This window comes from Paenibacillus chungangensis, assembly GCF_042675905.1.
Lineage (GTDB): Bacteria > Bacillota > Bacilli > Paenibacillales > Paenibacillaceae > Pristimantibacillus > Pristimantibacillus chungangensis.
Genome location: NZ_JBHTJZ010000008.1, coordinates 1 through 21,406, shown reverse-complemented (window position 1 = coordinate 21,406; position 21,406 = coordinate 1). Strand labels below are relative to the sequence as shown.

General features: G+C 53.5%; 14 protein-coding genes and 1 pseudogene. 9 read left to right on the top strand and 6 right to left on the bottom strand.

Annotated features, from left to right (window positions below; translation table 11 throughout):
- Positions 1–36 precede the first annotated feature (36 nt).
- The 3 genes from ACFQ2I_RS07295 to ACFQ2I_RS07285 all read right to left on the bottom strand — a co-directional run bounded on the left by ACFQ2I_RS07295 (position 37) and on the right by ACFQ2I_RS07285 (position 3,562).
- On the bottom strand, positions 37–2,331 hold the full coding sequence (locus tag ACFQ2I_RS07295) for a PAS domain S-box protein (protein WP_377563192.1): 2,295 nt from the start codon (positions 2,329–2,331) through the stop codon (positions 37–39).
- Between the two features lie 89 nt (positions 2,332–2,420).
- Positions 2,421–2,924: a hypothetical protein gene (locus tag ACFQ2I_RS07290; protein WP_377563190.1), complete on the bottom strand. Its 504-nt coding sequence runs from the start codon at positions 2,922–2,924 to the stop codon at positions 2,421–2,423.
- A 2-nt stretch (positions 2,925–2,926) separates the two neighbouring features.
- Positions 2,927–3,562, bottom strand: a complete 636-nt coding sequence (locus tag ACFQ2I_RS07285) for a hypothetical protein (RefSeq protein ID WP_377563188.1) — start codon at positions 3,560–3,562, stop codon at positions 2,927–2,929.
- A gap of 483 nt (positions 3,563–4,045) precedes the next feature.
- On the opposite strand from ACFQ2I_RS07285, the gene serS reads away from it, so the two are divergent.
- On the top strand, positions 4,046–5,335 hold the full coding sequence (serS, locus tag ACFQ2I_RS07280; RefSeq protein ID WP_377563186.1) for a serine--tRNA ligase: 1,290 nt from the start codon (positions 4,046–4,048) through the stop codon (positions 5,333–5,335).
- Between the two features lie 392 nt (positions 5,336–5,727).
- Complete coding sequence (gene yidC, locus ACFQ2I_RS07275; RefSeq protein WP_377563184.1) at positions 5,728–6,528, top strand: membrane protein insertase YidC; 801 nt, start codon at positions 5,728–5,730, stop codon at positions 6,526–6,528.
- Between the two features lie 125 nt (positions 6,529–6,653).
- Here yidC and ACFQ2I_RS07270 read toward each other — a convergent pair whose 3' ends face one another.
- Positions 6,654–6,785: a DUF4023 domain-containing protein gene (locus tag ACFQ2I_RS07270; RefSeq protein ID WP_377563182.1), complete on the bottom strand. Its 132-nt coding sequence runs from the start codon at positions 6,783–6,785 to the stop codon at positions 6,654–6,656.
- Between the two features lie 179 nt (positions 6,786–6,964).
- Between ACFQ2I_RS07270 and ACFQ2I_RS07265 the strand changes: the two genes are divergently transcribed.
- The 4 genes and pseudogenes from ACFQ2I_RS07265 to ACFQ2I_RS07250 all read left to right on the top strand — a co-directional run bounded on the left by ACFQ2I_RS07265 (position 6,965) and on the right by ACFQ2I_RS07250 (position 11,929).
- A complete protein-coding gene (locus tag ACFQ2I_RS07265; protein WP_377563180.1) occupies positions 6,965–7,171 on the top strand; it encodes a cold-shock protein in 207 nt (68 codons plus the stop codon).
- A 167-nt stretch (positions 7,172–7,338) separates the two neighbouring features.
- Positions 7,339–7,756 (top strand): annotated as a pseudogene (locus ACFQ2I_RS07260) (helicase C-terminal domain-containing protein); the annotation flags it as partial.
- 372 nt (positions 7,757–8,128) lie between these two features.
- Positions 8,129–9,883 (top strand): ABC transporter ATP-binding protein, encoded by a 1,755-nt coding sequence (locus ACFQ2I_RS07255; RefSeq protein ID WP_377563178.1) that lies wholly within the window; start codon positions 8,129–8,131, stop codon positions 9,881–9,883.
- Positions 9,884–9,907: 24 nt separating this feature from the next.
- Positions 9,908–11,929: an ABC transporter ATP-binding protein gene (locus ACFQ2I_RS07250; RefSeq protein WP_377563176.1), complete on the top strand. Its 2,022-nt coding sequence runs from the start codon at positions 9,908–9,910 to the stop codon at positions 11,927–11,929.
- Between the two features lie 79 nt (positions 11,930–12,008).
- Here ACFQ2I_RS07250 and trpB read toward each other — a convergent pair whose 3' ends face one another.
- Positions 12,009–13,178: a tryptophan synthase subunit beta gene (gene trpB / locus ACFQ2I_RS07245; protein WP_377563174.1), complete on the bottom strand. Its 1,170-nt coding sequence runs from the start codon at positions 13,176–13,178 to the stop codon at positions 12,009–12,011.
- Between the two features lie 66 nt (positions 13,179–13,244).
- Positions 13,245–15,866 (bottom strand): putative bifunctional diguanylate cyclase/phosphodiesterase, encoded by a 2,622-nt coding sequence (locus ACFQ2I_RS07240; RefSeq protein WP_377563172.1) that lies wholly within the window; start codon positions 15,864–15,866, stop codon positions 13,245–13,247.
- Positions 15,867–16,034: 168 nt separating this feature from the next.
- Here ACFQ2I_RS07240 and ACFQ2I_RS07235 point away from each other — a divergent pair, with 168 nt between their 5' ends.
- The 3 genes from ACFQ2I_RS07235 to ACFQ2I_RS07225 all read left to right on the top strand — a co-directional run bounded on the left by ACFQ2I_RS07235 (position 16,035) and on the right by ACFQ2I_RS07225 (position 20,940).
- Entirely contained in the window at positions 16,035–16,475 is a 441-nt protein-coding gene (locus ACFQ2I_RS07235) for a MarR family winged helix-turn-helix transcriptional regulator (protein WP_377563170.1), read from the top strand.
- Positions 16,476–16,496: 21 nt separating this feature from the next.
- On the top strand, positions 16,497–19,658 hold the full coding sequence (locus tag ACFQ2I_RS07230; RefSeq protein WP_377563168.1) for an MMPL family transporter: 3,162 nt from the start codon (positions 16,497–16,499) through the stop codon (positions 19,656–19,658).
- Positions 19,659–19,866: 208 nt separating this feature from the next.
- Complete coding sequence (locus ACFQ2I_RS07225; protein WP_377563166.1) at positions 19,867–20,940, top strand: asparaginase; 1,074 nt, start codon at positions 19,867–19,869, stop codon at positions 20,938–20,940.
- Positions 20,941–21,406 lie beyond the last annotated feature (466 nt).

Sequence of the window (21,406 nt, the reverse complement as noted above, 5' to 3'; positions counted from 1 at the left end):
CCTTCTCAGGGATGGAATAAGCGCAGGGAGGCGACGCTAGGTCAACTGCTCCTGCTGCATGACGGGCAAGGCAATCTCCACGGTGGTGCCTTGTCCAAGCTGGCTGTCAAATGTTAGGCTTCCCTTATGATTGGAAATAATCTGCTGGCAGACCATCAATCCCAGCCCGCTGCCGTTCTCCTTCTTCGTGAAGAACGGCTCACCGATCCGGATCTTGTCCTCGTCCGAGATGCCGCAGCCTTGGTCGATAAATCGGATAACGACAGTGTCACTCCCTCTGCAGGACAGCTCGATGACAAGCTCTCCCCCATTCTCCGCCATCGCTTCAATGCCGTTCTTCAGCACGTTCACGAACACTTGCTTCAGTTGGTTGCTGACTCCGTATATGGGGGGGACATCCCTGTCCTCGACACTTCGGTAGACCAGATCGACATTGCCAAGCTTGGCGGAAGAGTCCAGCAGCATCATAATGTCGCAGATCAGCTCCTCGACAATGACGCGCTCGAAGCGGTTCGCTTGCGGCTTGGCCAGCACGAGGAACTCGCTGACGATCATATTGATCTGATCCAGCTCCGCCATCATGAGATTCAGATGAAGCGGCGTCAATGATCCGTTCTTCTGATGCAGCTGAACGAATCCGCGCAGCGTCGTTAACGGGTTGCGAATCTCGTGGGCGACGCCTGCCGCGAGCTGGCCGACGACAGACAGCTTCTCCGACCTTCGTATCATCTCTTCGGCTTGCTTGCGGGACGTAATGTTACGGGAGATGGAAGCGACGGCGACAATCTGTTCGTGCTCATTCCGCACCGGAGATACTGTCATGCTGACGTCGATCATTTGCCCGTCCTTCGTATAGCGTATCGTCTCATAGTCCGCGACAGAGCCGCCATTCCATATCGTGATGAGCAATTGCTCGTAAGCAAGACGCTGGTCCTCGGGAATGTTGGAGAGCGGGTGACCGATGATCTCGTTCTCGCTCCAGCCGTATATCGACTCGAAGGCATCGTTCACTTGAATTACATTGCGATCCAGATCGATAACATGAATGGCATCCGACGTGTGATTGAAGAAAGATTCCAGATACTGCTTCGTGCTGCGCAACTCGCTTGCCGTATCCGTCAACTGTGTCATATACTGCTGCAGGTTCATGCCCATCGTATTGATACGCGCAGCTAGCATGCCCAGTTCGTCCCTCCGCTGTATCGCTAGCTTATAAGTGAAGCTTCCAGAAGAAATGTCATTCACTTTGTGCAGAATTTGCTGCAGCGGTCTGATCATATGCCCAGCTACATTATAGCTGAACAACATGGTCAACAGGATGAGTCCCAGCGAGATGATCACATGCATGAACAGTTGCTTCTGCACAGGCTCCTGAATGATACGATTGTCGAAGGAGACCCCAATGACATACGGTGTGCCGGCAACTTCAATTGGGATATAGCTTCTTACCAGATCCAGCCCATTAATCGTATCGTTGAAGCGGAGCGACTGCCCGTTTTCCAGCGCTTTCGTCATACGATCCAAGTCCTTCTCATGATTGGGATAATGATAAGTGCCGAACGGAATCGCCTTTACGTCTAGATTATGGACGGGAATGCCTTGCTTTAATTTAATGATCGGCTCTTCACCGAAGAATTCGGGATCGAACCCTGTAATTTCCAGCAATCCGCTTTCCTGAGACAGCAGCTTATGGATGACGTTGTTCGTGCTGTTCAAAAAGTCGAATTGCGAGCTGACTGCGACATTGACCATCGTATTGATCATATAATTGGTCGTGCCGTCGTAATAATACCCCCACTTGTTAATAACGGAGGGATCGGAGAAGGCGTAATTAATAGGACCGGACCAATAATACAGGGCGGACTGACCTTTATTCACGTTGACTTTCTTCATGTCGAAAATGTCATGCAGCGCTGTATCCCAATAATCCCATGATTTTGAGCTGATATGAAGCTCATCGGGATTAGAGGATCGGACAGATACGTTTTCTCCGTCAATTTGTTGCCACAGTGTTATGTCATCAATTCCTATTTCTTGAGCTAGTGAGACCAGTTGCTCATTAGTAATAGCAGCGACGTCGGGGTCAAGCTTGGCTTTCGCAAGCATAGCCGCGATGCGAAGCTTCCTGCCTAATTCGTACTCCATCGACATTTTCATTTTCTCCGTCGATTCAATGGTGATGACGAGTTGCTCAGCGATTGTATGAAGCTGCTGCTCCAGCGATTCCTCCCGGGCCGATTTGGAAGACATATAGTGAATCCCAATGTTTAGGAATAAGATAATGGCTACAATGCCGGATATGGATAACGAGAGTTTTGATTTGATGGACACACTTTTTCCCCCCGCTGTCTAAGATGTATCTTACATTAATTAGACACCGGGGGGTGAAATCCTGTCTGACTTTGTCCAATTGGGGCTGGTTAATCCTGTTTTTTCTTCAGGAGAAGAATGGCTGCTCCTCCGAGGATAAGCAGGATGGGCAGGAAGGGGATGTCGTTCAGGAAGCGATTGTACAAGGAACCCAGTGTAAATACGGCGAAGAACAAGAGTGAGATCGCAGTCAAAATGCTGATGGGAATGAGCAATGCTCTCTGCCTGCCGCCGAACCAATAAAACTCCAGCAATCCGATTGCAGGCGCCAGAATGAATCCTGGCCACATATATTCCCAGTTGTTGAACAGCATGGCGATCTGGCAGACAAAACCGACGGTCAATAGAATGCCGCCCGGAATGAGCAGTCCGACTCCACGTCTTCCCGTATAGCTGAAGTAGAGCCAATGCATGAACAGCCCGACGGGAAGAACGAATAAGGAAGGCCAGAAGTAGGCGAATATGTGGCCAGGACCGAAGTCTCTGCCTTGATTCAGCAATAAAGCGATGCCCAGCAATAAAAGAAATACTCCTGCGAGTGTCCGTGCGTGCATTGTCATCTTCTCCTATCGATACGAATTGAATAACTGTCACTTGGGAGAGGGGAACTTCCTACCTCTGCTGCTACGGAAGAAGCGGCAAGGGCGCAGCGGTTCGACTGTATAATCCATAAGATGCCGCCAAGGAAGCATAACAGGGTCAGATACAAGCTCAACGAGAACCACGAGAAAGGTCCGTCGAACGGCGGCAGCAGGACAAGGGCCGTTCCAATAGCCAGCATAGCGAATTTGTATGGTGTTACGAGCGCGGGCGATGATGCGTGCCGCATTCGCGGCAAGTCCGGGGCGACCGCTCTGCCCCCTTGCGTCCGCATAGCCAGCAACCGCACCCTGGGCAGGGCTATCAGCCATATCCAGGACAGGCCTGACAGTACAGAAGCCATTCGCAGAAGAAGGGCCATCATATGCGCGGGTGAGGGCGCACGAGCGGTCAACACAAGACTACATACGACATAACCGGCCGACATGAGAGCGAACAGTGTGCTCCAGCATCTCAGACGGCGGACATTGCTGTGAAGCGTCCGTTCCGAACCGCTTAGTAACAGTCTTGATGACAAGTATGCAGTGTACAGGCTGACGGTGAGCAGGGCAAGCAACGCCGACAGTTCCATTGAATTGGTTATGCGATGCATCCTTTATCCTCCTCAGAATGATCATTCCGCAGCTTATTTTTGTCCTACTCATCGTATCCTGATTAGAGGGTGACAGGAACAGCCGCTGGACGTAAACGGTACTGGACTAAAGTCGGGGAAAGCAAGCTCAAGCGTGGGCTCATGAAGCAAGAAGCCGGCAGCAATGAGCAGTGAAGGTTGCTGAAAGTTGAGGCGCTTGAAGTGGGACGTCGTATGCGATATAATACGGGCAACCAACTTCATATGAGGGATTATGCCTATGATGAGCATCCAACTCGGAGGCGTTCTCGTCAAGAGAATAATGCGATTTTCGTCGATAGCTTCAAGCCGACATTCTCCTAAGTTAACCGGGTCCGCCCGTTATTGCGGAATGAAGAGGATCAGACAGCCGTCTGGTCAATTTGGGTGGCACCGCGAGATAGCGCTCCTCGTCCCATGTGGGATGAAGGGCGCTTTATTTTTATTACAAAGGAGAGCGGTGTCATGCTGGATATGAAATGGATACGGGACCATGCGGATGACGTACAGAAGGCGGCAGTAAATAAGGGAATGGCGCTGCAGGTTGACGATCTGCTGTGGCTCGATCGGGAGAGAAGAGAGCTGCAAGTCAATATCGAGGAGCTTCGCGCGGCAAGGAACACACTGTCGAACGCAATTGCGGAGCTTGTGAAGGAGCAGCGGTACGAAGAGGCGAACCGGATCAAGGATGAAGTGCGGGAGCGCAACGGGCAATTGGCGCTGTTGGAGCCGCGGCTTCGAATCGCAAGGCAAGCGTTCGACGAACTGTATGCGCTTGTGCCGAACATGATCTCACCGGATACGCCGGTCGGGAAGTCGGACAGGGACAATGTTGAAGTGAAGCGAGTGGGAGAGGCGCCGAGCTTCCCGTTCGCCGCCAGAGATCATATTCAGCTGGGGGAACTGCACGGCTTGATCGATACGCAGCGCGGCGTGAAGGTGTCGGGCAGCCGATTCTACTATCTGAAGGGAACCGGCGTCCTGCTGCACCGTGCGGTGCAGGCGCTGGCGCTGGATGTGCTGCTGCAGCAAGGATTTACGCCGCTGGATGTGCCGCTTATGGTACGGCCTGAAGCGATGCGGAACACGGGGTTCTTCCCGCTGGGACAAGATCAGACGTATCGGCTGGCAGATTCGGACCATTATCTGATTGGCACATCGGAGGTATCGTTAATCAGTTATTACGGCAATGAGGTGGTCGAGGTGGATGAGCCGATCAAGCTGGCGGCGGCATCCATGTGCTTCCGCAGCGAGGTGGGCTCGGCCGGCAGGGATGTGCACGGCCTGTATCGTGTCCATCAATTCGCGAAGGTGGAGCAGGTCGTCATCTGCCGCGGCGATACGGCGCATTCGGATGCTCTGCTGGAAGAGATTACGGGCCATGCCGAGACGCTGCTTCAGCGGTTAGAGCTGCCGTACCGGCGCATGGCGGTATGTACGGGGGACATGTCGCAGAAGACCTATAAGCAATATGATCTGGAGACGTGGATGCCAAGCAGGGGCGAATACGGCGAGACCCACTCGTCGTCGAATCTGCACGAATTCCAGGCGCGTCGCTCGAATATCCGCTATCGCGACGAATCGGGCGAGCTGCGCTTCTGCCATACGCTGAACAACACGGCGGTGGCCAGTCCTCGTATTCTGATCCCGCTGCTGGAGAATCACCAGCAGGAAGACGGATCGATTACGATTCCCGCCGCACTGCAGCCTTATATGAACGGAATGAAGGTGTTGGAGCCGTCTGCTCGGCTATGAATGTGAATCGGCCAACTTTCAACAGTTAACTGCTACTATATGCAGCCGCCACACGTATTCATATGAATAAGATATAAATGGACGAGAGAGGGGGGAGAGTAGAATGGAACTGGAGCTTCATGAATGGCTCCTATATCTAATGTCGTTGGGATTGCTGTGTTCCTTCTTATGCGCCTATGCGCCTGCCGTATACGGCGAGCTTTACAAGTATACCAATCACCTATTGCCGGATGAAGGGATAACCATTTGCGTTGCGGCAGAGCTACCGCTGTATTTTTATTTGCGGAGCCGGCTGGTGCGCAGGGTGAAACGGAAGGAATCTCCGGAAGATGACGACGGCGAGTGCGCCTCCTCGTTAGTTTCGAATAATGAACCTAACGAGGAGGCTAACGATGATCATTCTATACAGGAAGCATTTCACACTCTCTCTGCGGCTATCGCTTATCGCTATGCTGCTCTTGTTCCCGATTGTGCTGTCCGGATGCGGAATGCCGCAAGGCGCCATCGACGAGAACACGCCTGGCTTGTTCAATCATTATGTCGTCTATCCGTTGTCCCTGACGCTGCAGTGGATCGCGTCCATCGCGCATGACAACTACGGACTGGCGGTCATTGCGATGACGATTGTTATACGCTTGCTGCTGTTCCCGCTCATGCTGAAGCAATATCGTTCCAGTCTGGACATGAAGTCGAAGATGGCCGGCCTGCAGCCGGAGCTTCAGCAATTGAATATTAAATACGAAGGTAAGAACGATTCCGACGCCGCCATGAAGCGGCAGCAGGAGACGATGGAGCTGTACCGGAAGCATGACGTTAACCCCTTCCGTATCGGTTGTCTGCCCATGCTGCTTCAGATGCCGGTGTTGACAGGGCTGTATTATGCGCTTCGAATGACGCCTGAGCTTGCCGAGCACCCCTTTCTCTGGTTCCAGATGGGGCAGCCCGACAGCTGGCTGCCGCTTATTGTCGGTTGCCTCTACTGGTTCCAATTCAAGGTGTCCTCACAGCAGCAGCAGATGCCTGCAGGAGGCGCCGGTGGGGCTGTGAAGGGGTTGGCATTTATAGGTTATATCTTTCCCGTTATGATGATGGTATTCGCCTGGAATGTACCGTCCGCAATCGCACTGTACTGGGTGGTAAGCGCCGCTTTTACGATTGGACAGTCCTTGCTATTCAGAAGACTGTTCGGGTAAGGCCATACGCTTGCTATTGACGCTCCTTTCCACGTCAATAGGAGAGGTCGGCGATGGTTGTTCAAGAGAGGATTGGAACCGGGGCTCCTGCGGCTGCAGCGAATGCGGCACGCAGGAGCTCCTCGTCATTTGTTCGTGCTGTGTTGCTTGTTGCCGAGCTGGTTGGCAGGAGAGCCGTTGCCGCCTCGCCGCTTGTTTCTTTCCGCCTTCTGCTGCGTATCATGGACTTTGTCGATGAACCGGGAAGTATCCTCCATAGCGTGTTCTCACCTCCACTATCCACTATCCCCGACTTAAGGCTGTTCCATGAAAAAAGTAAGTGGGAAATATAGGATGTTAGTCATATTTGCTTAAAGGTGGTTGTATATGGTAACATGGCAGTGATTTCAAGTTAGTGTTGTTGTTGCCGCTGAACTTCTCAAGAAGGAGGCTGGCCATGTACAATCGTAAAAAACCTACAGAAGAAGTGCCAATGGTGAAGACCAAGGTATGGGCCTGCGAGTCGGACTGCTGTAACGGCTGGATGAGAGACAGCTTCTCATTCCATCATTCGCCGGTATGCGTCATGTGTGACGGGCAAATGATAAGCGAGGAGCGCATGCTGCCCGCCCTAGTCAATACGATTGGAGATTTGAACCGTTAACCCATAGGCTCGCGTAAGGCGATCGCCCCAGGAACAAGGGATTCTTGCTCCTCGGGGCGATTTGCTTTTTGCACTTCCGCGTGAGCACGCCTTCCATGAGCTGGAGCTTGCCGTGCAGGAGATGCTCAGGAAGTATGCTCCTTAAGCGGACAGCCATAATGCGAATAGACGCCCAATTGCAGCGGTCGGATATGTCTGAGGAAGAGCGGCAATTCTATCTGTCGACGTTCCAGCCGGATGAGGAGCGAAGCTTGATCGGGTTCGCCGTCATGGGGGGCGTGTTCGCGGAAGGAGTAGATCTGCCCGGGGAACGGCTTGTCGGCGTCATTATTATCGGGGTAGGTTTGCCACAGCTGGGGCTGGAGCGTGATCTGCTGATGGACTATTATGAGCGGAAGGGATATAACGGCTATCAGTATGCTTATGTCATCCCCGGTATGAACAAGGTGCTGCAGGCGGGGGGGCAGGCTCATTCGTTCGGAGACGGACAGAGGCTCGCTGACGCTGGTCGACGACCGGTACTTGAGCCGGGAATACGAGCTGCTTTTGCCCGAGGAATGGAGACAAGCGGACATAAAGGGATAGATTGTTTAAATTGTTTTTGTGGTTGACAGGAAATTCATGCGGTGATAAAGTGGCAAATAGATTTTATCGAGAGGAGGATTACGTAGCATGAAATTTCTTAACGATATGGACTATGATTCGGCTAGCGCCAATAATAACATAACATTTATGCACGTAGTCTCTCCGCGCGTTGTTGTCCATTAGTTCGGCATGGATCATGCCGATAAGGAAAGCGCGGGATTACGTTGCCGTAATCCCGCGCTTTTTTCTGAACGCAAGGGGGCGTTTCGGCCATTCCGCCGGTCACCTTCTGTATCGAACAGAACAAGCGTGTCGCTTACGGCGGCATGCTTTTTTTGTAAATAGATAGAAACCGGAAGGTGTGGTAGTACGATGTTCAGCGTACTTGTGAAATTAAAATGGTTCTTCGGCATGAACTGGAAGCGATATGCGCTAGCGATTACGCTTCTTGTAGTAACAGGCATTATCGATATTATTCCGCCGTGGCTGCTTGGGTATCTTATTGACGGCATTAGTCAGAATACGCTGGGCACCGATGATTTCCACCGGACGATGGTATTCTGGATCGCGTTGACGATTGTAGGATATCTGATTACTTATGTGTGGCATTACAAGCTGTTCGGCGGGGCGTTCGTCCTGGAGAGGCTTCTGCGCTCCAATCTGATCGGACACTTCCTCCGCATGAAGCCGACCTTCTATGAGCGCAACCGGACGGGCGATCTGATGGCCCGTTCCACGAACGATCTGAATGCCGTCGCGACGACGGCGGGCTTCGGCATCCTTACGCTCGTCGATTCAACGTTATTCATGATTACAATTCTGATCGTCATGGCGGTCGGCATTAGCTTGAAGCTGACGCTTGCCGCGCTGCTGCCGCTGCCGATTATGGCAATCGCGATGAGCTATTACGGGAAGAAGATTCATGAGCGGTTCATGGATGCGCAGAATGCGTTCGGCGAGCTGAATGACGGCGTGCTGGAGTCGGTGTCCGGCGTTCGCGTCATTCGCGCATTCGTTCGGGAAGAGGCGAGTGCGAAGAGCTTCGGCGCCAAGACCGACGAAGTGCTAGAGAAGAATATTGCAGTGGCCCGCATCGATGCGTTATTTGAGCCGACGCTCAAAATTCTGGTCGGCTCAAGTTATCTGATCGGTCTCTGCTATGGGGGCTATCTCGTATTTCATAGCGAAATTACGCTAGGCGAGCTTGTTTCCTTCAACGTCTTCCTCGGCATGCTGATCTGGCCGATGTTCGCGATCGGCGAACTGATTAACATTATGCAGCGGGGCAATGCGTCGCTGGATCGGGTGGAGGAGACGCTCGGCTACAAGCCGGATGTGAAGGAATCGGATTGTTCCGTCACTGTCGGAGAACCGACGGAACTGGACTTCCGGCATGTCACCTTCCGCTACCCTTCGTCCGAGACGGACAATCTGCGGGACGTCTCCTTCACGCTGCGCAAGGGAGAGACGCTCGGGGTTGTCGGCCGCACAGGCAGCGGCAAGACGACTCTGCTGAGGCAGTTGCTAAGGGAGTATCCGGTCGGCAAGGGGGACATCGCTGTCTCGGGCGTACCACTGCAGCAGCTGAAGTTCGATGAGCTGCTGGGCTGGATCGGATATGTGCCGCAGCAGCCGATTCTGTTCTCGCGGACAGTGCGCGACAATATCTACTTCGGCAGCGCGGACGGTGCGAGGAATGAAGAGGACTTGCAGCGGGCGCTGAAGAGAGCGGCTTTCGCCAAGGATATCGAGCTGCTGCCAGACGGTCTGGAGACGATGGTCGGAGAGAAGGGGGTTGCCCTGTCAGGCGGACAGAAGCAGCGTGTCAGCATTGCCAGAGCGCTGATCGCCGATCCCGACATTCTGATGCTGGACGATGCCTTGTCGGCGGTCGACGCGAAGACGGAGGCGGAGATTATCGACGGCATCCGGACGGAGCGAGCAGGGAAGACTACGCTGATTACGACCCATCGGCTGTCCGCCGTGCAGCATGCGGACTGGATTATCGTGCTGGATGAGGGGCGCATAATAGAGCAGGGCAAGCATGAAGAGCTGCTTCGACGCGGCGGCTGGTATCGGGAGCAATATGACCGCCAGCAGCTGGAAGCAGACATTGAACAAGAGTAAGGGGAAAGGAGGCTGAGATAGAGAATGGGAACGACAGGGAAGCGACTGTTTCAATATGCGATGCTGTATAAAGGAACGATATTGGCCGCATTGCTGCTGCTTGTACTCGCTGTATGCGCAGAGTTGACGGGACCGCTCATTGCCAAGCGAATGATCGATGACAACATATTGGGCATTGAGAAAAAATGGCACCAGGTGCAGGGGGAGCAGCTAAAGGCGGCAAGCTACAAGGGCGAGTGGTATAAGCGCGAGGATCGCTTCGCACCAGGCGAGGTGAAGGGTAGGGAGGTTCGCGTGCTGCAAGTAGGCAGGAGCTATTACTTCCTGAATGAACCTCTTCGCTTCGAGGGCGGGGTTCGGGAAGTTAGCGGCGAACGATTGACTGTGACCGACAGCGATGCCGACAAGCGGGAGACATACTCCGTCTCGAAGCTGAGCGCGAAAGAGCTATTCGAGTTCTATGCGCCGGAGGTGCCGGCTCTGCTGAAGTTGGCGGCCATCTACTTCGGTCTGCTCGTACTCGTTGCCTTGTTCGCATACGGTCAGCGTCTTATGCTGCAGACATCGGCGAACCGTATCGTACGCCGCATGCGCAACGATGTGTATGCGCAGACACAGAGGCTGCCGGTTCAATATTATGACAATCTATCGGCAGGGCAGGTGGTCTCGCGAATTACGAACGACACGGAAGCTATTCGCGAGCTCTATGTAGGTGTGCTTGCGAATTTCTTCACCGGTACAATCTATATGGTTGCGATATTCGGCGCGCTCTTCTTGCTGGATGCCAAGCTGGCCCTCATTACGCTGCCGCTCATTCCGATACTTGTGCTGTGGATTATCGTATACCGGAAATTCGCGGCGAAGTATAACCGCATTATTCGTACGAAGCTTAGCGAGATTAACGGCATGATTAATGAATCCATCGGCGGCATGACGATCATTCAGGCGTTCCGCCGCGAGAAGCAGACGACGGAGGAATTCGATGAACTGAACGATCATTATTTCAAATATCAGAATAAGCTGCTCAGCTTGAACTCGTTAACTTCGCATAATCTGGTCAATGTCGTCAGGAATGTGTTGTTCCTGATTGTGGTGTGGATGTTCTGGGGCGGCACGCTGGGTACGCTGGTTACAGTAGGTGCATTATACGCTTATATCGATTATATGAACCGGATGTTCGCTCCGATCGTCGGCATTGTGAACCAGCTGTCCAATCTGGAAGTAGCCCGAGTATCAGCAGAACGGGTGTTCAAGCTGATGGACGAGGAGGGAACGGATGTGGAGACGGGCTCCATAGCGCGCTACAAGGGTGATGTCCAATTCCACGACGTATCCTTCGCCTATAAGAAGGACGATTATGTGCTTCGCAATATCAGCTTCCATGCCAGCCAAGGAGAGACTGTTGCTCTGGTAGGCCATACGGGGTCGGGCAAGAGCTCCATTCTTAATCTGCTCTTCCGCTTCTATGACATTAAAGAAGGGCGGATTACGATCGACGGGATGGATGCCAGCGGGATGCCGAAGCAGATGCTCCGTGAACATATGGGAATCGTCCTGCAGGACCCGTTCCTGTTCACAGGTACGATCGCGTCGAACGTCAGTCTGGACAATCCGAACATCAGCCGGAAGAAGGTAGAACAGGCGCTGCGAGATGTCGGTGCGTACGACATGTTCAGCAAGCTGCCAGGCGGTATTGATGCGCCTGTCATTGAGAAGGGAAGTACGCTGTCGGCCGGGCAGAGGCAACTGATCTCCTTCGCCAGAGCGCTTGCCTACGATCCCGCGATTCTTATTCTGGACGAGGCGACGGCAAGCATCGACACGGAGACGGAAGCGATTATCCAGCGCGCGCTGGATGTGCTGAAGCGAGGGCGCACGACGTTCGTCATCGCCCATCGCCTGTCGACGATTCGGGCGGCGGACCAGATTCTTGTGCTCGACCGCGGCGTTATCGTGGAGAGGGGCAATCACGATACCCTGATGGAGAAGCAGGGCAAATACTATGCGATGTATCAGCTGCAACAAGGCGCCGTTCAGCCGGCATAACAACGGAGCAAGGGCCTATGCCTTCGGAGACGCGAGACGAATCCGAGGGTATAGGCCCTTATCGATAGTGGCGTGCTTCTTACTTCTTCAGCATATGGAATACTTGCTCGACGTCCTTGTCCCCGCGGCCGGACAGATTAATGATGATAATGGCGTCCTTCGGAAGGGTCGGCGCCAGCTTCTTCGCATGAGCAACGGCATGTGAGCTCTCCAGCGCCGGTATAATGCCCTCCAGCCGGGATAGCTCCTGGAACGCTTCCAGCACTTCCTCGTTGCTTACGGTCACGTATTCTGCCCTTCCGCTGGTCTTCAGGTGGCTGTGCTCGGGGCCAATGCCTGGGTAATCCAACCCGGCTGCTATAGAGTAAGTAGGCTTCGGATTGCCATCCTCATCCAACAGCACGAGACATTTGAAGCCGTGGATGACACCGGGTACGCCTTCCGTCAGCGTAGGCGCTTGATCCGGCTCCACACCGATCAAGCGGACCGACGGCTCGTCCAGGTAATGAGCGAACGCTCCGATGGCGTTGCTGCCGCCGCCTACGCAAGCGAGCACAACGTCAGGCAGCCGACCTTCTTTCTCTACGATCTGCCGCTTCGATTCTTCGCTGACAATGGACTGGAAGTGCTTAACCATCGTCGGGAACGGGTGGGGGCCCACAGCGGAGCCCAACAGATAGAAGGTGTTCTTGTAGTTGGCGACCAGGTCGCCAAGTGCTTCGTCAACCGCATCCTTCAGGCGGCCTTGGCCCTTTGCCACGGGCACAACCTTCGCGCCGAGCAGCTCCATGCGGAATACGTTCAGCGCCTGACGGCGCGTATCCTCGGCTCCCATATAGATAACGCATTCCATATCGAACATGGCACACGCCGTCGCCGTCGCTACACCATGCTGGCCCGCGCCGGTCTCTGCAATAATTCGCTTGACCCCCATGCGCTTGGCCAGCAGGATTTGTCCGATGACGTTATTGATCTTATGGGCGCCGGTATGGTTCAGGTCTTCGCGCTTCAGGTAGATCTTCGCGCCGCCCCATTCTTTCGTCAGACGATCCACATATGTTAGAGGATTTTCTCGGCCTACATATTCCCGCAGATAATACCGGTACTCCTCGTTGAAGCTGGGGTCGTCTTTGAATGTATTGAATTGCTCCGTCAAGTAATTCATGACTTCCTGTAGTTCGGGCGGGATGAAGCTGCCACCGAATTCGCCGAAGCAGCCTTCCTGATTTTGTGTGATTGCCTGATCCATGTAAGCGCCTCCTCTATTATATCTCACTAGGTTTTCTCATAATCTTAGATGGAGAGTGCAGGCTTGTCAAAGCTTTATTGGAAGAAACTTCTTCTCAAGGTCAGCCGCGGCAAGCGGCTTGCTGAACAGGTAACCTTGCAGTTCGTCGCACTTCAGCAGTTTGCAATATTGGGATTCCTCGACTGTCTCTACGCCTTCGGCGACGACCTTCATGTTCATGCTATGGACCAGCTCGATAATCGCTTTCACAATTGACGATTTCTTATCATCGCTCGCGATGCCGCGGATGAAGGAACGGTCCAGCTTCACATCAGAGATCGGCAGCCATTGCAGCTGGTTCAGCGATGAGAAGCCGGTGCCGAAGTCATCGATCGATATCTGAATGCCCAAGCCGCGGAGATAGACGATCGTCTCGATTACATGGTCTGACTGACGCATGAAGACACCCTCCGTTATTTCCAGACTGACATATTGCGGCGAAAGTCCGGTATCGTTCAGCACTTCAATAATCATGGCCTTCAGATCGCCCTGGTAGAAGTGTCTGGCCGATATGTTGATGGAGACGGGAATCGGCTTGTATCCAGCGTCCTGCCACGCCTTGTTTTGCCGGCAAGCTTCACGGAATACATAGCGGTCAATCTCCAGAATGAAGCCCGATTCTTCCGCTAGCGGAATGAACTTGTCGGGTGGAATCATGCCGAGCTCGGGATGCTGCCAGCGGATCAGCGCCTCTATGCCACACAGCTCACCTGTAGCGGCATACACTTTCGGCTGATAGTGAAGCGAGAAGTGGTGCTCCTGCAGAGCTTTATACAGCCCGTTCTCAAGCTGTAGCTTCTCCGATATGAAAGTCGCGTCGCCGGAATCGAAGAAGCGGTAGCTGCTGTCGCCCTCCTTCTTCGCGTTGTACATAGCGATGTCCGCATTCGACAGGACGGACTCCGTGTCTGGCCCGTCATGCGGATAGATGCTTATACCGATGCTCACCGTAAGGAACAGCGGCAAGTCGTCCATAAGGAACGGCTCCTCCAGCATGTGGCAGATCGATTGGGCGAGACGGGTCAACTGGTCGTGCTGCGTATAGCTGCATAGGAAGACAAATTCGTCTCCACCCAGACGGAAGAGAGAGCTCGTCTTGCATGACAGAAGATCCATTCTCGCTCCCACTTGCTGCAGAAGACGGTCGCCTGCGGAGTGCCCCAGTGTGTCGTTAATTTGCTTGAAGCGGTTAATGTCAATCAGCAGCACAGCTAGACCTTGACTGTTATCAGGACGGCTGAGCGCGATCAGCTCGGAGAACTGCTGCGAGAAGTGAAGGCGGTTAGGCAAGCCCGTCAGGCTGTCGTAATAAGCGAGCTGGTGAAGGCGTTCCTCGGATTGTCTCAATAGCTGGGCTTGCGCCGCCAGACGCTCGGCATTGGACTGCGATTCCTGGAACAGCTGCAGCAAGCTGCCAGACATCAGTCGGATGTTGGTGATCAAATCATCTATTTCCTTGATCCGGCTTACGGGCAGTTCGACGATATGCTGCTGCTTCAGCCTGTGTGGAAGGTTAGTCGTCGATTGGGCAAGCCGGTTCAGATCACGCACGATAAGCCGGTTAATAAGCAGTGCGACAAGAGCGGCCGCAAGCGTGAATCCGAACAGATAGGCGAAGTGATACAGATACTTGTTGAACAAATGCTCCCGATAGTTACCCAGAGGAATAGCCACTATTAGTTCGCCGATCCCTTCGATTGGCTTCACATATATGAATGATTCGTTATGCCAGATATAGCTTTCCCATATCGAGAACCGTTGCTTATGACGGGTGAGATAATAATGGTCGCTCAGCTTCATGTATGAGCTCGCGTCGGCTAAGTAGCGGATATGGTCGGCAGCCTCGGAATCGCTAGAAGCGATAATTCGGCGATTAGAATCAAGAATGATGACAACGTACATATCCGTATCGTAACGGCCGAGAAGTTGCTGGAGACGCTCCAACTGCTGGGCTTCATCTCTAAGCCGTTCCTGTTCCACCGCGTGGGCAGCTTGCACTGCCAATTCTTTCGTGTAAATATGAATTTCCTTGAATGAACTGACACTGTTAACGAATATGTTAAGCAAGAATAGAATCATTACGATACCGATGGTAAAGTAAAGCAAATACTTGCGAAGAGACAAGACAGATTGCTCCGTCTCTCCGCTTGAGGGACGAATCTGATGGCGGATCGGCCAGCATTGATCGATAATCTCAGCGAACAGAGCGTTGGCAATGCTGTTGACGGTCACGATACAACAGATCAGCAAGGCGTCATTCATTGATGCGCCTTCCTGCATCAACAGGAACAGGTACAATATGAGCATGCCCAGAGGGAGCCAGAATAGGAGTGCGCAGTAAAACAGACGGTCGTGTAACTTGCGCAGCAGCAGCCCGATGACAACGATCTCAAGAAGCCCGACTAATAAAAACAGAGGCTCTTTCAACAAGAAGACTCCGACCGCATGAACGGCGAAGGCGATGGGCAAACCTCCGCGCAAGCCGAATAGCCGTACGCTTAAGTATAGAAATACACTTGTTAACGTAAGGCTCGCCCCGAACAGGAAGGGGATTCTGACCCACTGTGTCAGCAATGCCAATGCCAGACATGCCAGATAAGCGGCTATAGTTACTTGTCTATGGCGTGATAGCTCTAATAGTCGATACACAAGTGTCCTCCTGATGCCATAACCATTTTTCCTACTATTCGACAATTTTCGCGGGATTCCTTCTTTTTCCTAATAATTGATTGCGGCAGTTGAAAAGCGGAATCATCTCTGATAAAGTTTTATAGTGAAATAGTTCGATAGTGAAACCAAAAGGAAGGGAAAGGTGGCATGCAGCCGATCATACTGAAAGATCTTATACATCGCTACGAGGAGGCTGACTTCATCGTTACCCGTCGACTGAATGCGCTCATTCGGGAACTCATGCCGGAAAGCATTACGGTTGATCAGTACGCTACTTTGGGCTATCTGAATAAGCGAGGCAGATGCACGTCGACAGAGCTGGCGGATATATTCTGTGTAGGCAAGAGTTCTATTACGGCCATCATTACACGATTATCAGACAAGGGATATATTCAGCGAATACCGGAAGAGAAGGATCGCAGAATCATTCATTTGGCTTTGACGGAGCAAGGGGAAGAGATGTGCCGATTGCTGGAAGAGAAAGTAGAGGGGCTTCTAGGGCAACTCATTCAATTTTTCACCCAGGAAGAGGCTATTCAATTTATTGAGACCTACGAGAAGCTGGCAGAGAAATTAACTAAGATATAAGTCGGGAGTGGATTGATCACGATGAATGCAATACTAAAAATGAAATGGTTCGTTCTTCTGTTCTGGGTGATGATCGTCGCTGGGCTCCTGTTCACCGCGCCGGATATGGCGGGGCTCGTAAGAGAGAAGGGACAGATTACCGTTCCGGAAGGCTATTCGTCGGCCATCGCCGACGAGATGGCGAAGGAGATCGGCGGCGAGGAGATGGCTGGCATGACGACGGTGCTGGCCTTCCATCGCGATGGCGGCATCGGGAGCGATGCAATGGAGGAAGTGCGGCAAGGTATAGCCAAGCTGCAGAGCGCAGCTGACGAACTGGGCATTCTCTCTGTCATGACGCACTTCGATACGCCGGAACTGGCGGAGCAGATGGTGTCGGAGGACGGAAGTACCGTCATATCGCTGCTGCAGGTCGAAGCCGGCGGGCGTGAGCTGGCAGAGGTGAAGGAGGAGCTCTATACGGCACTGTCGGATGTAGATGTGGAGCACTACTACACCGGCAACTGGATCATTACGGAAGATGTCATCATCAGCTCGGAAGAAGGGCTGAAGAAGACGGAGTATATTACGATCGGATTTATTCTTATTATTCTGTTCGTCGTCTTCCGTTCGGCTGCAGCGCCACTAGTGCCTCTGCTAACGATCGGATTCTCTTATCTGGTATCGCAGTCCGTCGTTGCCTTCCTCGTAGAGTATGCGGACTTCCCGTTATCGAACTTCACTCAAATATTCATGGTGGCGGTCATGTTCGGTATCGGGACGGATTATTGCATTCTGTTAATTAGTCGTTACAAGGAGGAATTGAGCAGGCTTGGCGACAAGCAGGAGGCTATCATTCATACTTATCGTACCGCAGGCAAAACGGTCTTGTATTCCGGCTTGGCTGTATTCGTCGGATTCGCTTCTATCGGCTTGTCGACGTTCATTCTGTACCAATCGGCTGTTGCGGTAGCCGTGGGCATCGCCATTATGATGCTGGCGTTGTTCACACTCGTGCCGTTCTTCCTGTCGGTGCTCGGCAACGCGTTGTTCTGGCCAGCGAAAGGCTCTGTCGAGCATAAGCAGAGCAAGCTCTGGGAAATGGTCGGCCAGTTCTCGCTGAAGCGTCCCCTGTTCGCTATCGTCATATTGGCTGTACTGATTGTACCATCATTAGTGGCGTACAAAGGGGCGATCTCGTACAATACGCTGGAAGAAATCGGCGAAAGTTATGATTCCGTGAAAGGCTTCAATATTGTCGCGGACAGATTCGGACCGGGCGAGACGCTGCCGACCAACGTCATCTTGAAGAGCGAAGAGCCGTTCGACACGCCGGAGGGACTGGCGACGCTGGAGGGTGCGGCACGCGAATTAATGAAGGTAGAAGGCGTGCAGGCTGTGCGCAGCGCGACGAGACCGACCGGGGAAGAGATGGAAGAGTTCCTGGTGTCTGATCAGGTGGTCGCGCTGGAGGACGGACTTGGCCAGAGCGGCGATGGTCTTGGCTCCATTAGCGAAGGACTGGCGGAGGCGAGCAGCGCCTTGAACGACAATGCTCCGAAGTTGGCTGAAGCAGCTAAGGGAGCGGGAGATCTGGCCGCCGGAACGAGGCGCCTTCAATCCGGCATCCGCGAGCTTGAGGCTGGACTGAAGGCGATCAGAAGCGGCTTGCTTGACGGCTCGGCAGGCGCGAGTGAGCTTGAGGCGGGTCTTCGTAGCGCCAAGGAGAGCGTTGACCAACTGGCGGCAGGAAGCAAGGAGCTGCTTGCTGGGTATCAGGAGATGGGCGGTGGATTAACGCAGTTGACCACGGGCTATGAGGCGATCGCTGCGGAGCACGCGAAGCTGGCGCAAGGTCTCGGCAGCGTAGCCGCAGGAATTGGCAGCTTGCAGGAGAGCTATCCAGAGCTGAAGCAGGACGCAGCCTATCAGGAAGCGCTGGGCGCTCTGCAAGGCATGCAGCGAGGAGCAGAGGCGCTTGGAACGCAGCTGCAGGGCATGAATGAGCAGTTGGCGGGCGTATCGCAAGGCATGACGGGCGCGAATGTCGGCCTTGCTCAAGCGATTGAGGGACAGTCGGCCTTGGCGGCTGGGCTGGAGAGCCTGGCCGACGGTCTTGCGAAGCTGCAGCAAGGCGTGGCGCAAGCGGCGTCCGGACAAGGAAGTATTATCGCGCAGTTGCCCGGGGTCTCCGGGGGTCTGGCTGAGCTTGCGGCGGGGCAGGAGGAGCTGAAGAGCGGCTTCGACGCCTTAAGCAGTCAGCTCGGCGAGCTGACTGGAGGATTGAATCAGAGCGTAGACGGCTTGAATCAGGTGACGGATGGTCTTGCTTCGGCAGGCGGTTATCTGCAGGGCTTGGCTCAGTCGCCGAATAAAGAAATAACGGGCTGGCATATTCCGCCCGATGCGATTGAAAGCGAAGAGTTCCAGGCCGCGCTCGATGTCTATCTGTCTCCGGATCGGAGGACGGCGCAGCTGGACGTGATATTCGAGAGCAATCCGTATTCGCAGGAGGCGATGGAGGAGATCGACGCGGTGAAGTCGGCCGTCCAGCGTGCGCTGCAGAATACGCCGTTCAGCCAATCCGATGTGGCGATAGGCGGCGTCACCAGCATGAATCATGATCTGAGCAACATATCGGAAGCGGACTATTCACGGACCGTTGTATTGATGTTGATCGGCATACTGGTCATTCTGCTAATTTTGTTCCGTTCCGTCATCATACCGATCTATGTGGTTATCTCGCTTCTTATTACGTTCTATACGTCGCAGGCCGCAACCGAGCTGATCTTCGTGGAGCTGCTTGGTTACTCCGGCATTAGCTGGGCTGTTCCGTTCTTCGGCTTCGTCTTGCTCGTCGCGCTCGGCGTCGATTACAGCATTTTCCTGATGGACCGCTTCCGGGAATATCGGCATCTGGAGCCGAAGACGGCCATATTGGAAGCGATGAAGAACATGGGCTCGGTAATTGTGTCCGCCGCGATTATACTGGGCGGAACATTCGCTGCAATGCTGCCTTCCGGCGTACTGTCGCTGCTTCAGATCGCCACGATGGTGCTCTGCGGACTGTTCCTGTACGCACTCGTCATGCTGCCGCTATTCATACCGGTTATGGTGCGGACGTTCGGCGCTGCGAACTGGTGGCCGTTCATGGAGCGCGGCGAGCAGGCTGCAAGAGAGCAGTTCGCCGCTACTCGTGAATAAGCAAGGAGCGATTCCGGCAGTACTGCCTTCGTAACAGGAATATCGGCGACGTTGGCTATGAATTGTATTTATCCATACTATTCGTGGTATTCTAACCCATGAGAGATAATGCAGAAGAGGCTTAAAGCTTGAGTCAGAATTGGAGCAAGAACCAGAATCAGAACTAGAGCAAGGGCAAGTCATGGTCATAGAAAGAGTGGTAGCGGCAATGAAGCGAATTTTGGTTGTATTTACAGGCGGTACGATCGGGAGCAAGGCGAGCGGCGATTCCATCAACGTGCATGGGGACGGCGCCTATGCCTTGCTGGAAGCCTACGTGGGAAGTGCGTCTGTCCGAACGGATGTGGGGCTGGAGACGATTCAGCCGCTCAATCTGTTAAGCGAGAATATAACGCCCGGAGACTGGACGGCGCTTGCAGCGAGTATTCGTCGTCAGGCGGAGGGCTCCGCATATGACGGCATTGTCGTCACGCACGGCTCTGATACGCTGGCGTATACAGCGGCGATGATGGGCTATCTATTCGCGGATATCGCCATACCTCTCGTGCTGACGGCAAGCAATTATCCCATTGCGGATGCAAGAAGCAACGGGCTACGCAACTTCTCGAGCGCTATTGACTTCATTGCGGGAGAGACGTTACCTGGGGTGTTCGTCGTCTATGAGAATGCTGCGGGTATTAGCCAGGTATACCTTGGCACACGCCTGATGCAGTGCGAGCCGTTCACGGATCAGTTCCGAAGCCCTTACGATCTGGTATACGGGCACATGGAAGAGCGACGCTTCCGCTGGCATGAGGATGCGCGCAATCCCCAGCCGGATACGCTGCGGCCCGCGCAATCCCCGATAAGCTGGAACGGCGATGTACCGGTTATCGACTCTGACATCGTGTACGTGAAGCCGTATCCGGGACTGGATTATTCCCTATATACATGGACGGAGCGCAAGCCGAAGGCGGTATTGCACGACCTGCACCATTCCGGCACGGCATGCGGGCTTGAAGGCGGGGCTTATTCTCTGCCTGCCTTCATCAAGCGCTGTGCGGCTTACGGCATCGATGTGTATATTGCTCCCGTGAAGAATGCGTCGGATGCGATGTATGCTTCATCGCATCAGCTAATTGGAGCCGGCGCCATTATGCTGGCGGGCATGTCCGTGGAAGCGGCATTGACGAAGCTGATGCTCGCTTATGGCGCTAGTGGAAGCGACGGAGAGCAGTCGAAGTCGAAGGAGCAGCTTTATCGGCTTGTGAAGGACACCAATTGGTACTACGAGATTCATTAAGCGGACAATTTGTTTTGGCGGTCAAGCTTCCGATTCCCGGCAATCCTTCTTGAAGGACTGTTACAGGGATGGGAGGCGTGGCCGCATTTTTATTGTATACAAATCGTATAAAGCTCAATTTGTATATCAGAAGTTAGTGGTTAGACACATGCGAGCTGAAATAGTGTATGAATCCTACATTGGAGCGCCGAAAGGGGGTGTGCGCGCCGAAATAGTGTATGAATCCTACACTGGAGCGTCGAAAAGGGGAGTGCGCGCCGAAATAGTGTATGAATCCTACACTGGAGCGCCGAAAGGGGGCATGCGCGCCGAAATAGTGTATGAATCCTACACTGGAGCGCCGAAAGGGGGTGTGCGAGCTGAAATAGTGTATGAATCCTCAGTAGCGTTGCATTAAACTTGACATGGATTGTGCCTCTAATAAGTCGTTCTAAATTGTGCTAAATATGTTAAATATATGTGGTTC